The sequence below is a fragment of the Kitasatospora sp. YST-16 genome, from assembly GCF_026802215.1.
In the GTDB taxonomy this organism is placed as follows: domain Bacteria; phylum Actinomycetota; class Actinomycetes; order Streptomycetales; family Streptomycetaceae; genus Kitasatospora; species Kitasatospora cineracea.
The window spans coordinates 7,545,065-7,557,364 of sequence record NZ_CP113837.1 but is presented as its reverse complement, the minus strand read 5'-3'; the positions used below and the strand labels follow the sequence as shown (position 1 = coordinate 7,557,364).

Annotated in this window: 10 protein-coding genes and 2 pseudogenes; 5 read left to right on the top strand and 7 right to left on the bottom strand. The window is 76.4% G+C overall.

What is annotated here, in order from left to right; all coding sequences use genetic code 11:
• The first annotated feature begins 313 nt into the window (after positions 1 to 313).
• Positions 314 to 970 carry a fasciclin domain-containing protein gene (locus OU787_RS33980; RefSeq protein ID WP_268661728.1) on the top strand — a complete coding sequence of 219 codons (657 nt, stop codon included), beginning with the start codon at positions 314 to 316 and terminating at the stop codon, positions 968 to 970.
• 182 nt (positions 971 to 1,152) lie between these two features.
• Here the strand turns inward: OU787_RS33980 and OU787_RS33975 are convergent, their stop codons facing one another.
• Positions 1,153 to 1,395 (bottom strand): chaplin, encoded by a 243-nt coding sequence (locus OU787_RS33975; protein ID WP_030464079.1) that lies wholly within the window; start codon positions 1,393 to 1,395, stop codon positions 1,153 to 1,155.
• 241 nt (positions 1,396 to 1,636) lie between these two features.
• Positions 1,637 to 3,364, bottom strand: coding sequence for a ricin-type beta-trefoil lectin domain protein (locus OU787_RS33970; protein ID WP_268661727.1), 1,728 nt, complete (start codon positions 3,362 to 3,364; stop codon positions 1,637 to 1,639).
• Between the two features lie 620 nt (positions 3,365 to 3,984).
• On the opposite strand from OU787_RS33970, the gene OU787_RS33965 reads away from it, so the two are divergent.
• Positions 3,985 to 5,046 carry an NAD-dependent epimerase/dehydratase family protein gene (locus OU787_RS33965; RefSeq protein ID WP_268661726.1) on the top strand — a complete coding sequence of 354 codons (1,062 nt, stop codon included), beginning with the start codon at positions 3,985 to 3,987 and terminating at the stop codon, positions 5,044 to 5,046.
• 43 nt (positions 5,047 to 5,089) lie between these two features.
• On the opposite strand, the gene OU787_RS33960 is transcribed toward OU787_RS33965, so the two are convergent.
• The gene (locus tag OU787_RS33960; RefSeq protein WP_030464082.1) at positions 5,090 to 6,256 is read right to left on the bottom strand and encodes a sensor histidine kinase; all 1,167 of its coding nucleotides are present in this window, start codon (positions 6,254 to 6,256) and stop codon (positions 5,090 to 5,092) included.
• Positions 6,253 to 7,023 (bottom strand): response regulator transcription factor, encoded by a 771-nt coding sequence (locus OU787_RS33955; RefSeq protein ID WP_268661725.1) that lies wholly within the window; start codon positions 7,021 to 7,023, stop codon positions 6,253 to 6,255. Before OU787_RS33955 ends, OU787_RS33960 begins: the two co-directional genes overlap by 4 nt.
• A gap of 259 nt (positions 7,024 to 7,282) precedes the next feature.
• On the opposite strand from OU787_RS33955, the pseudogene OU787_RS33950 reads away from it, so the two are divergent.
• The 3 genes and pseudogenes from OU787_RS33950 to OU787_RS33940 all read left to right on the top strand — a co-directional run.
• Positions 7,283 to 7,930 (top strand): annotated as a pseudogene (locus OU787_RS33950) (glycosyltransferase family 2 protein); the annotation flags it as partial.
• Positions 7,904 to 8,350 (top strand): annotated as a pseudogene (locus OU787_RS33945) (DUF2064 domain-containing protein); the annotation flags it as partial. The pseudogenes OU787_RS33950 and OU787_RS33945, both read left to right, overlap by 27 nt.
• A 262-nt stretch (positions 8,351 to 8,612) precedes the next feature.
• Entirely contained in the window at positions 8,613 to 9,260 is a 648-nt protein-coding gene (locus tag OU787_RS33940) for a methyltransferase domain-containing protein (protein WP_268661724.1), read from the top strand.
• Positions 9,261 to 9,290: 30 nt separating this feature from the next.
• Here the strand turns inward: OU787_RS33940 and OU787_RS33935 are convergent, their stop codons facing one another.
• Genes OU787_RS33935 through OU787_RS33925 form a run of 3 tightly spaced genes read right to left on the bottom strand, consistent with a single transcriptional unit; the run spans position 9,291 to position 12,169 of the window.
• The gene (locus OU787_RS33935) at positions 9,291 to 9,938 is read right to left on the bottom strand and encodes a cytochrome b/b6 domain-containing protein (protein ID WP_268661723.1); all 648 of its coding nucleotides are present in this window, start codon (positions 9,936 to 9,938) and stop codon (positions 9,291 to 9,293) included.
• On the bottom strand, positions 9,922 to 10,683 hold the full coding sequence (locus OU787_RS33930; protein WP_268661722.1) for a molybdopterin-dependent oxidoreductase: 762 nt from the start codon (positions 10,681 to 10,683) through the stop codon (positions 9,922 to 9,924). Before OU787_RS33930 ends, OU787_RS33935 begins: the two co-directional genes overlap by 17 nt.
• 52 nt (positions 10,684 to 10,735) lie before the next feature.
• Entirely contained in the window at positions 10,736 to 12,169 is a 1,434-nt protein-coding gene (locus OU787_RS33925) for a glycosyltransferase 87 family protein (protein ID WP_268661721.1), read from the bottom strand.
• Between the last annotated feature and the right edge of the window lie 131 nt (positions 12,170 to 12,300).

Below are 12,300 nucleotides of genomic sequence, written 5' to 3'. Positions count from 1 at the left end.
GACTCCACCCCTCTTCGTCGCACTCGCCGTCCCGGATTGCCCCCGACCCCGACCACTTCGCCGCACCCGCGCGCCCCGCCCCCGGCGCCGTCTCCGCCGCCTCCCCCGCCCGTTCCGGAACTGCCACCGAAACTGCCACCAATCCGCGTCCCACCGCCCGCCGAATGCCGGGTGTGACCGACCAGCACCACCCGCCGCGGCGCCGACCCGGCACCGACCGCATCGAGGTGCACGCCGCCGTCGCCTGACGGACCGTCACCGACTTTGCCGAACACCCGCTTCGCCTTCACCCATCACAGAGGAGAGCTCCGCCATGTCCGCATCCACCCGCAACCGCCGCACCTTCACCGCACTGCTCGCCGCCGGTGCGCTGGCCCTGACCCTGGGCGCGTGCAGCAGCAGCGGTGGCGGTACGAGTTCGTCCTCCGCCACCACCGGCGCGACCGCCGCGAGCTCCGCCGCGATGTCGAGCCCCACCGCCTCGGCGGCGATGGCCGACGCCCCGTTCGGCGCGGCCTGCGCCGCCGTCCCCAAGGACGGCGCCGGATCCTTCACCGGCATGGCCAAGGACCCGGTCGCCACCGCCGCCTCCAACAACCCCCTGCTGTCCACCCTGGTCACCGCCGTCAAGCAGGCCGGCCTGGTCGACACCCTCAACTCCGCCCAGAACATCACCGTCTTCGCCCCCACCAACGACGCCTTCGCCAAGATCCCCAAGGCCGACCTGGACGCCCTGCTCGCCGACAAGGCCAAGCTCACCAAGGTCCTCACCTACCACGTCACCCCCGACCGCCTCGCCCCCACCGCCCTCGCCGGCACCCACAAGACCCTCGAAGGCAGCGACCTCACCGTCACCGGCACCCAGCCCGACTTCACCGTCAACACCAACTCCAAGGTCCTGTGCGGCAACGTCCAGACCGCCAACGCCACCGTCTACATCGTCGACACCGTCCTGATGCCCACCTCCTGACACCCACCGGCCACGCACGAGGGCCCCTCCCCGGTCGGGGAGGGGCCCTCGGTCCGTCTGCCTGTCCGGGTGCCGCACGGCCGGCGGGTCGCTCGTGGTGAGCCCGGGCGGTTCGCCCGGGCAGGCGGACGGACGGCCCGTGCGGGCCCGGTGAGCTCCGGGCCCGCCGGTGGTGTGCCGGGTCAGCCCACGTTGGCGCAGGAGTTGCCGAACGCCGGGTTCAGCGCGCCGATGACGCTCACGGTGTTGCCGCACAGGTTGACCGGGACGTGCACGGGGACCTGGATCAGGTTGCCCGAGAGGACGCCGGGCGAGCCGGCGGCGACGCCCTCGGCCCCGGCGGACGCGGACGCGACCCCGGCGGTGCCGAGCACGACGGTGGCGGCCAGCGCGGTCAGGGCGAAGTACGTGCGGGTGTCGGACATGTCGACTCCTCGGTGTCGGAAGAGGGCGCCGTCCCGGGCGGGGCGACACGGGTGATTCGGGATGCCCGGGCCCGCGGCGTGGTCGCGGGGCGGCGTTTCACCCCATCGGGTGCATTCCGATCCGAGGCTCAAGGGCCGGGAGCGGTGCGGCCGCACGGGTCTTCCTCTCCTGCGGCAGCACGCTCGGCAGCACGTCCGGCGGCGCGGACCCGCGCGGGTCCGCGCCGCCGTGTCCGTCCGCTCAGGCCAGGGCGAACTTCTGTGCGCCGGAGCCGTTGCAGTCCCAGATCTGCAGCCGGGTGCCGTTGGCGGTGGCGCCCGAAGGCGAGTCGACGCACCGGCCGCTGGTCGGGTTCGACAGCGAACCGTCGCCGTTGGCCACCCAGTTCTGGTAGCCGCCGCCGTTGCAGGTGGCGAGCTGGAGCTTGGTGCCGCCCGCGCTGTTGCCGCCCGCGATGTCCAGGCACCTGCCGAGGGTCTGCAGGGTCTGGCCGCTCCAGGTCCACTTCTGGTCCTGGGAGCCGGGCTGGCAGTCCCACAGCTGCACGGCCGTGCCGTCGCCGCCGGTGTCGTCACCGGCCACGTCCACGCACTTGCCGCCCGGCCCGTAGATCGGGGTGCCGATGGCGAACTTCTGTGCGCCGGAGCCGTTGCAGTCCCAGATCTGCAGCCGGGTGCCGTTGGCGGTGGCGCCCGAGGGCGAGTCGACGCACCGGCCGCTGGTCGGGTTGCGCAGCGAGCCGTCGTTCTGGCGGACCCAGTTCTGGTAGCCGCCGCCGTTGCAGGTGGCGAGTTGGAGCTTGGTGCCCCCGGCGCTGTTGCCGCCCGCGATGTCCAGGCACCTGCCGAGGGTCTGCAGGGTCTGGCCGCTCCAGGTCCAGTGCTGGTCCTTGGCGCCCGACTGGCAGTCCCACAGCTGCACGGCCGTGCCGTCGCCGCCGGTGTCGTCACCGGCCACGTCCACGCACTTGCCGCCCGGCCCGGTGATGGTCTGGCCCGTCACCGTGCCACCGCCGCCCCCGGAGCCCGGTCCCTTGTTGTAGACGGCGACCGAGTCGACGATCAGCTTGCCGCCGGAGACGGTGGCCGCGTTCGGGCCGCCGCCGAAGGCGTCCGGGAAGCCGCCGCCGATCGCCAGGTCGTAGATGATGAAGAACGGGTGGTCGATCGCGTTGGCCCAGGTCGTCGCGTCCACCTGGTTGGCGTTGACGGTGTAGAAGTTGTTCCCGTCCAGGTAGAACCGGATCTGCTCGGGCGACACCGAGCGGTCGATCTCGGTCGCGTAGTCGTGGAAGCCGCTCTGGCAGCCGGGACAGGCGCGCTCGCCCGAACCGATGCCGGTGGACTCGTTGCACGGGCCGCCCGGGTTGACCCCGCAGTGGATCGTGCTGAAGACCGAGCTGCGGCCGTTGATGTCCTCCATGACGTCGATCTCGCCGGACTTCGGCCAGGTCACCCCGTCGCGCAGCGGCGCGCCGAGCATCCAGAAGGCCGGCCAGTAGCCCGCGCCGTTGGAGGTGGTGACGTCGGGCTGCTGGAGGACGGACTCGATCCGCACCACCCCGCCCGCCGGGGCGCCGAAGGCCGCCGACTGGGTCTCCACCCGGCCGGAGGTCCAGCCGGCCCGCGGGTCGGAGCCGGAGTGCAGCGCCTGGAGCACCAGGTGGCCCTGGCCGTCGTAGTAGACGTTCGAGGTGCTGCTGGTCATGGTCTCGATCTCGCCGGTGCCGAAGTTGCTGCCCGGTCCGGTGTCGTACTTCCACAGGCCCTGGTCGATGCCGGTGCCGGCGGCGCCGTTGAAGTCGTCGCTCCAGGTGAGCGAGAAGCCCGACGGGGGCGCGGGCGCCGCGACCGCGGTGCCCGTCGTCGTCGCGCTGATGGTGGCGGCCACCGTGAGCGCGGCGGCGGGGAGCAGCGAGAGCGCTCTGCGCCACCGCGGGTGTCGTGTCCGTGTCTGCTGGGGTCGCATGTGTTCAGCCTCCGAGTGGGGATCCGATCGCGGGGGATCGGTGAGGGGGCCGGTGCCCCGCACGCGCCCGGGCCGAAGTCCACCGGTGCACGTGAGGGGGGAGGGTGTGGTGCGCAGCGCTGCGGTCGCCCTTTTGAAGCAGGGTGAGGGGGCGCCAGAACCCTTCCGGGGCAGTTGAGTTGTGCAGTACAAATTCTGCGCGGTGAACCTATTTGGACTGAACCAATGAAGTCAATACTGCGTGCCGCCTCCTCCTCCCGGTGGGCGCGGCGGAGTCCGCAGCGCTCCGGCCGAGCCGCCCGGAGACTTTCGCCGGAGGTCTGGACATGCGGCGCGGCCGATGGTTGCATGCCGTCCTGTCCGCTCGTTCCAACGTTGGAATATCTGCCCCGGGCAGATCGTCGGCCTGCGCTCCGGGCTGCCCGCTTCCACCCCGGTCGGGGATCCGAAGTCCCCGACCGGCCACCCACCTCCCCCACCCACCGGAGAGCGGATCATGGCGAACCCGAAGGCCCCGACTCCCCCGTCGGCGCGAGGTCCTTGCGCGAGGTCCTTACCGGTCCGTGACGGCGCCGTCCGTCCCGGCCGGGTCGGCCGCGGGCCCGGGTAGCGTCCCGGGCATGAGGATCCTGGTGACGGGCGGGGCCGGTTTCATCGGTTCCGCGGTGGTCGGCGCGCTGCTCGCGGCCGGCCACGAGGTGCGGGTGCTGGACGCGCTGCTGCCCGCGGTGCACCCTTCGGGGCGGCCGGTGGCGGTGCCCCCGGGCGCGGAGTTCCGGCACGGCGACGTGCGGGACAGCGACGCGGTGGAGGCGGCGCTGGCGGGGGTGTCGGCGGTCTGCCACCAGGCCGCGATGGTCGGTCTGGGCACCGGTTTCGACGACGCCCCCGACTACGCGGGGTGCAACGACCTGGGCACGGCCGTGCTGCTGGCCGCGATGGCCCGGCGCGGGGTGCGCGACCTGGTGCTGGCGGGCTCGATGGTGGTCTACGGGGAGGGCGCGTACCGCTGCCCGGTGCACGGGCCGGTCGCCCCCGGCCCGCGGCGGGCCGCGGAGCTCGCCGCCGGGCGCTTCGAACCGCCCTGCCCGCGCTGCGCCGCCCCGCTGCTCCCCGGGCTGGTCGCGGAGGACGCCCCCGCCGACCCGCGCAACGTGTACGCCGTCACCAAACTCGCCCAGGAGCAGTTGGCCGCCGCCTGGGCCCGCACCTGCGCGGGCCGGGTCCTGACCCTCCGCTACCACAACGTCTACGGCCCGGGCATGCCCCGCGACACCCCGTACGCGGGCGTGGCCGCCCTCTTCCGTTCCGCGCTCGCCCGCGGCGAGGCCCCCCGGGTCTTCGAGGACGGCGCCCAGCGCCGCGACTTCGTCCACGTCTCCGACGTCGCCGCCGCGAACGCCGCCGCCCTCGCCGCCCTGCCGCACCGTCCGCCGGGCAGCACCCGCGCCTACAACGTGGGCAGCGGCGAGGTCCGCACCGTGGGCGACCTCGCCCGCGCCCTCGCCACCGCCCTGCGCGGCCCCGCTCCCCACACCACCGGCGAGTACCGCCTCGGCGACGTCCGCCACATCACCGCCGACTCCACCCGGCTGCGCACCGAACTCGCCTGGCGCCCCCGGGTCCCCTTCGCCACCGGCCTCGCCGAGTTCGCCACCGCCCCGGCCGCGCAGCCGGTCTGACCCTCCGTCAGCCGAGCTGCTCCCCCTGCCCCCTCCGTTCCCGTCAGCCGCTCCGCGCGGCGGGGAGGGTGATCTCGAAGCAGCAGCCGCCGTCGACGTTGCGGACCCGGGCGCGGCCGGCGTGGGCCTCGACGATGCCGCGGACGATGGCCAGGCCGAGACCGGCACCGCTGTCGGTGGCATCGGGCGTTCCGGGGCCGGTGGGGCCCGCGGGGCCGGGGAGGCGGGGGGTGCGGGCGGGGGTGCCGCGCCAGCCGGTCTCGAAGACCCGGGGCAGGTCGGGTTCGGGGATGCCGCCGCAGCCGTCGGTGACGGCGAGCACGACCGTGTCGGCGTCGCGGTGGGCGGAGACGGCGACGAGGCCGTCCGGCGGGGTGGCGCGGATCGCGTTGACCAGCAGGTTGCCGATCACCCGGGTGATCTCCCGGGGGTCGGCCTCGACCGGGTCCGCGGCGATCCGCCGCCCTTCGAGCCGGACGCCGCGCTGCCGGGCCAGCGGGTGGGCGCCGGCCAGGGCGTCGTCGACCAGGTCGTGCAGGGAGATCCGGGAGGGGGCCAGGGCGAGGGCCCCGGCCTGGATCCGGGAGAGTTCGAACAGGTCGTCGACCATGCCGGTGAGCCGTTCCACTTCGGTGCGGATCCGGGCCAGGTAGCGTTCCGGCTGTTCGGCGACGCCGTCCTCGAGGGCTTCGGCCATCGCGCGCAGGCCGGCCAGCGGGGTGCGCAGGTCGTGCGAGATCCAGGCGATGAGTTCGCGCCGGGAGGTGTCCAGGGCCCGTTCGCGGTCCCGGGACTCGGCCAGCCGGGCACTGGTCGCGGCGAGTTCGGCGCTGACCGCGGCGAGTTCCCGGCCGAGCGGCCGGTCCGGCGGGGTGAACCCGGACTCGCCGCCGACGGTGCGGGCCGCCCGGGCCAGCGCCCGGCCGCCCGCGGTGACCTGTCGGCCGAGCAGCGCGGCGGTGAGCAGCGCGACCACCGAGGCCATCGCCAGGACGGTGCCGACCACCCCGAGGTCGTGGGGGGAGAGGAACATCGCCTGGGCCACCGCGAACGTCCCCGAGGTGACGGCCAGGACGCTGACCACCGCGACGGCGAACAGCGTGAGCGCCAGCGAGCGGCGGCGCAGCAGGCGCAGCGCGGCGAGGCCGAGCAGCCCGGCGGCGGCCGCCCCGAGCGCGGCGAACAGCGCGATCAGCAGCAGGTCCTTCACGCCGCACCGCCCGCGCCCGTGTCCACGCCCGCACCCCGGTCCGGCCCGGCCGGGTCGTAGCGGTAGCCGACGCCCCAGACGGTGGTGATCAGCCGGGGTGCGCCCGGGTCGTCCTCGATCTTCTCGCGCAGCCGCCGGACGTGGACGGTGACGGTGGACAGGTCGCCGAAGTCCCAGCCCCAGACCCGTTGCATCAGCTCCTGCCGGGAGAACACCGTCCCGGGGTGCCGGAGCAGGAACGCGAGCAGGTCGAACTCCCGGCTGGTGAGCGGGAGTTCGCGGTCGGACCGGTGGGCGCGGCGGGCTCGGGGGTCGAGTGCCAGGTCGCCGGAGTGCAGCGGGGCGGCGGGGGCGGGCGCGGTGCGGGCGCGGCGCAGGATCGACTGGACGCGCAGGACGAGTTCGCGCGGGCTGAAGGGTTTGGTGACGTAGTCGTCGGCGCCGAGTTCCAGGCCGAGGATCCGGTCGGCCTCGTCGCCCTTGGCGGTGAGCAGCACCACGGGCAGGTCGGGGCGGTCGGGGCGGGCGCGCAGGCGGCGGAGGACTTCGAGGCCGTCCAGGCCGGGCAGCATCAGGTCGAGGACGAGCAGGTCGGGCCGGTGGCGTTCGGCCAGGTCGAGGCCGTGCTGTCCGTCCTCGGCCCGGTCGACGAGGTGGCCGGCCCGGGTGAGGTAGCCGGCCACCACCTCGCCGACGGTCGGGTCGTCGTCGACGACCAGGACGCGGGCGGGCTCCGGCGGTTCGGCGGGGGCGGGGCTGTGGGTCACCCGGCCGAGGATACGAGCCCGGGCGGGTGGGCCGGTCCGGTCCGGGCCGCCGTCCGGGCCGCCGTTCGGGTTCCGTAAGGTCTCCCGGCCCCGCCCGCTCCCGCCCCGCCCCGCTTCTCCCCGCCGCACGGCCTCCGTACGACCGCCGTACGGTCTCCGCACGGCCTCCGTACGACTTCCGTAAGGCGGCGGAGCGGCCGCGGCCGGGGGCGGCGTGGTTAGCGTGGCGGCTGTGACTCCTCCTCTCTTCCCGTCCTCGGTGGACGTGGTGCTGCCCTGCCTGGACGAGGTCCGGGCGCTGCCCTGGGTGCTCGGGCGGGTGCCGGCCGGCTGGCGGGCGATCGTGGTCGACAACGGTTCGCGGGACGGTTCGGCGGCGCTGGCCGCCGAATTGGGGGCGACGGTGGTGACGGAGCCGCGGCGCGGTTTCGGCGCGGCCTGCCACGCGGGGCTGCTGGCGGCCGACGCCGAGCTGGTGTGCTTCCTGGACTGCGACGGCTCGCTGGACCCGGCGCAGCTGCCCCGGGTGGCCGGGCCGGTGCTCGCGGGCACGGCCGACCTGGTGCTGGGGCGGCGGCGGCCGGTGTCGTCCGGCGCGTGGCCGCCGCACGCCCGGCTGGCGAACGCGGTGCTGGCCCGGCGGCTGCGGGCGCTGACCGGCGCGGCGCTGCACGACCTGGGGCCGATGCGGGCGGCCCGCCGGGACCGGCTGCTGGCGCTGGGGCTGGGCGACCGCCGCTCGGGCTACCCGCTGGAGATGGTGCTCGGGGCGGCGGCGGCCGGGATGCGGATCGGCGAGGTCCCGGTCGACTACCGGCCGCGGGCGGGGCGCTCCAAGGTGACCGGGACGGTGCGCGGCACCCGGCAGGCGGTGCGCGACATGCGGGCGGTGCTGGCCGCGCCGCCGCCGACGCTGCTGGTGCTGGCGAAGTCGCCGGTGCCGGGGCGGGTGAAGACCCGGCTGACCTCGCGGTTCACCCCGGAGCAGGCGGCGGCCCTGGCCGCGGCCGCGCTGGCCGACACCCTGGCGGCGCTCGGCCGCGTCCCGGCCGGGCGGCGGCTGCTGGTGCTCGACGGCGCCCCGGGCGACTGGCTGCCGCCGGGCTGGGAGGTGCTGCCGCAGGACGGCGGCGGCCTGGACCGCCGGCTCGCCGCGGCCTTCGGGCACGCCGCCCGGCTGGCCCCGGACGCCCCCGCGCTGCTGGTCGGCATGGACACCCCGCAGCTGGACCCGGCGGCCTTGGCCGCGCCGCTCGCCGCCGCCGAGCGCCCGGGCGTCGACGCCTGGTTCGGCCCGGCCGAGGACGGCGGTTTCTGGGCGTTCGGCCTGGCCCGCCCGACCCCGGCGCTGGCCGCCCGGCTGCTGCACGGCGTCCCGATGTCCACCTCCGGCACCGGCCGCGCGCTGCACCGCCGCCTCGACGAGGCCGGCCTGACGGTCCGTCGGCTGCCGACGCTGCTGGACGTCGACCACCCCGAGGACGCGGCCCGGGTCGCCGCCCTGGCCCCGGGCGGCCGCTTCGCCGCCCTGCACGCCCGGCTCACCAGCGCCGCGCCCCGCTCCCCGCCGGCCCGCCCCGGGCGGAGCGGTGAGCGCCGTGCCCTGGGCGGACGACCCGTTCGGGCGGGCGGTGCGGGCCGGACGCGGACCGCTGTGGCTGCGCCGGACGGACGGCGGGCGGGTGCCGCTGGAGGTGGAGCGCTGGTGCGCGCCGGCCGCCGGGGCGGACCTCGGGCTGCTGGCCCGCTGCCGGGGGCTGTCCGCACCGGTGCTCGACCTGGGGTGCGGTCCGGGCCGGCTGGTGGCGGAGCTGCTGGCGACGGGGGTGCCCGCGCTGGGAGTGGACGTCTGCGCGGCCTCGGTGGACCGCACCACCGGCCTGGGCGCCCTCGCCCTGCACCGCTCGGTGTTCGACCGGCTGCCCGCCGAGGGCCGCTGGGGCGCGGTGCTCCTCGCCGACGGCAACCTGGGCATCGGCGGTGACCCCGCCGCCCTGCTGGCCCGCTCCGCCGGACTGCTCGCGCCGGGCGGGCTGGTACTGGTGGAGACCGCACCGGAAGAGGTCGACGAGGTGGTGCCGGTCCGGGTGGAGGGCCCGGACGGCGCCGGCCCCCCGTTCCCCTGGGCCCGCTGCGGCCCGGCGGCCGCCCTGCGCCACGCCCGCACCGCCGGACTGGCCCACCGGGAACAGTGGCGCTCCCACGGCCGGTCCTTCCTCGCCCTCCACCGCCCCTGACCCCACGGGGGTCGGGGGTCGGTGAGGGGGTCACCCCCGCCCTGCGGTTTCCGTCCGCCGCTCCGCCCCGGCCGGCTGTCCTTCCTCCGTCCACTGGGGGTGCTCGCGCGCGGCCCAGTCCCGTTCGACGCTGCCGGTGCGCATGCCGCGCCGGGCCTCGGGGTCGCGGGCGGCCATCCGGAGGTGGCCGGCCACCACGACGGCGACGGCGAGCGCGAACCAGTCGTGGACGAAGGTCGCACCGGTCCGCCAGACCGCGGGCGCCAGGTGGGTGAACCACATCAGCAGGCCGGTGCCGAGCATCACCAGGATCGTGCCGAGCGTCCACTGCGCGTACAGCTTCTGCCCGGCGTTGAACTTCCCGGCCGGCCGGTGCGGGGAGCGGCGGCGGAGCGCGCGCAGCCAGTCGCGGTCGGCGGCGGTGAACCGGCCGAGCCGGGTGGCGTCGCGGCGCATCGCCCGGGTGGCGAGGGCCAGCAGGAGGGGGACGGGCAGCAGCAGGCCGCTCCACTCGTGCACCGTGGCCACCAGCCTCCGGCGGCCGACGAGTTGGGACAGCGGCGGCAGGTAGAGGCAGGCGGCGGTGGCCAGGCAGACGAGCATCAGCGCGGCGGTGGCGCGGTGGGCCCGGCGCTGGGCGGGGGTGAAGCGGGGCCGGCGGTCAGGCGGTCGGGGCATCGTCGCGTCCGTTCGATCGGCCGACCCAGGCGTCCACGTCGTAGCCGAGCCGTTCCCAGTAGCCGGGGCGGACGGTGTCGGTGACGGTGATCGAGGACAGCCACTTGGCGGACTTGTAGAAGTACATGGGGGCCACGTAGAGGCGCACCGGTCCGCCGTGGGCGTGGCCGATCGGGGTGTCCTGCATCCGCAGGGCGACCAGGACGTCGTCGCGGCGGGCCTGTTCCAGCGTCAGGCTCTCGGTGTAGGCGCCGTCGAAGCAGCCGAAGCTCACCGCGCGGGCGTCCGCCCGCACTCCGGCGGCGTCCAGCAGCGCGGACAGCGGGACGCCCTCGAACGGGGTGGCCGGCACCCGCCAGCCGGTGACGCACTGCACGTCGTGGACGATCCGGCGCTGCGGGAGGGACCTCAGGTCGGCCAGCCGCAGGGTGGTCGGGCGGTCCACCAGGCCGTCGACGGTGAGGGTGTAGTCGGCCTCCCCGCGGTCGGGTACCGAGGCGGTCACCGAGTAGTAGCGGAACCCGCCCCCGCCGGGCAGCAGCCCGGTGAGCCCGGTCGGGTCGCTGCGGGTGACCGCGTCCTGGGCGCGCTGCAGCCAGGGCCCGGCCGCGACCCCGGCCGCCCCGAGCCCCAGCAGCCCGAGCACCACCCGCCGCCCGACCGGCGCACCGCGCTCCGCCGCTCCGGCTGCCCCGTCCGTTCCGGCTGTCCCGGCTGTTCCGGCTGTTCCGTCGTCTGCGTCCACGGGCCGATTCGACCAGCCCGCCGGGCCGTTGACCAGGGCCGCGGAGGCGCTGTCAGACTTCCGTCATCTCTTCCGGAGCCGGAGCCGGAGCCGGTCCCACACCTGGTGCCGGAACCGGACCCGGGACCGCGGCCGCCCCCGCGGCCGCCAGGCGGGACCGCCGCCAGGCCGCGGCGAGGACGATCGACAGGGCGGCCCCGTAGGCGAGTTGCTGCACCCGTTCCCCTCCCGCCAGGTACAGGACCTGGGCGGCGGCGGGGACCGCCAGCCACTCCCAGCGGCCGTCGAGGGCGGCCAGCGCGACCACCGGCAGCCCGTACCAGGGGTACCCGGGGCCGGCCAGCAGCAGGGCCCCGCCGGTCACCAGCAGGGCGCCCCGCCAGGGACGTCGCGGGTCACCCCGGCGCAGCACCCGGAGGACCAGCGCGGCGAGCAGCAGCCCGGCGGCCCACGGGACCGCCCGGTCGGGCAGGGCCGCCCGCAGCAGTCCGAACCGTTCCAGGCCGTCCTGCCGGTAGCCCTCCTCGCGCAGGTAGCCGGGCAGGTAGCCGAGCACCCCGGTGCCGGACGCCAGCACGTACGGCAGGTAGCACAGCGCGAACACCCCGCCCGCGGCCCCGACCGCCCCGAGCCCGGCCCGGAACGCCCCGCGACTGCGGCCCCCGCCGCCCGTCGCGCCGCCCAGCGCCCCGGAGAGCAGCCCCGGCAGGGCCAGCGCGGGCAGCAGTTTGACGGCCGTCGCCGCCCCCAGCAGCGCGCCGCCGGCCGCGGCCCTCCGCCGGACGGCCAGGCCGAGCCCGGCCACCGTCAGCAGCGTGCCCAGGACGTCCACGTGCGCGTCGTTGACCGCCCACACCGCGACGCCCGGGCACCAGGCCCACAGCGCGGCCCGCCGCCGTCCGCCCGTGACGGCCAGCAGCGCGCCGGTGGTGGCGACGGCCAGCAGCGCCCCGGCGGCCTGCGCGGTGCGGACCCGGTCGCCGAACGGGTGCTGGGCGAGGAACCAGGCTTCGGCCAGCGGCGGGTAGACGGTGTGCACGGCGGGCCGGTTGATCCGGGTGCAGGCCCCGTCGGCGGTGCGCCGCTCGTCCCATCCCCGGCAGCCGTCGTCGGCCGGGAACAGCCCGGGGTCGCGCAGCGGGGCGAGCGCCGGGTCCTGCGGGGCGTGCGCGTACGGCGAGATCCCGGCCGCCTGCACCCGCCCGTCCCACACGTACCGGTGGGCGTCGTCACTGGTGCGCGGCGGCACGAGCAGCCCGGTGGCGGCCACCAGCACCCCGCCGGCCAGCACCAGCCGCGCCACCTGCCGCTCCGGCACCCGGCGCAGCAGGAGCAGCGCACCGCCGAACAGCAGCGCGTCGGCGGCGTACCAGCCGTACAGCGGCGGGCGGTTGCCGAGCGTGCCGCCGGTGGTGAAGGTCAGCACGAGGCACCCGGCCAGGGCCGCCAGGGCGAGGGCGCAGAGGAGTGCGGGTCGTCCGGTCACCGCTCCACCCTGGCACCGCTGCGCCTCCGAACGGCCGGGCCGGGCCCGGCCGTTCGCGTTCCGTAAGCACCCCGCCGATCCGCCCGCGCGACTCCCGATCCGCCCGACGTTCGGATTCCGTAAGCAGGTCG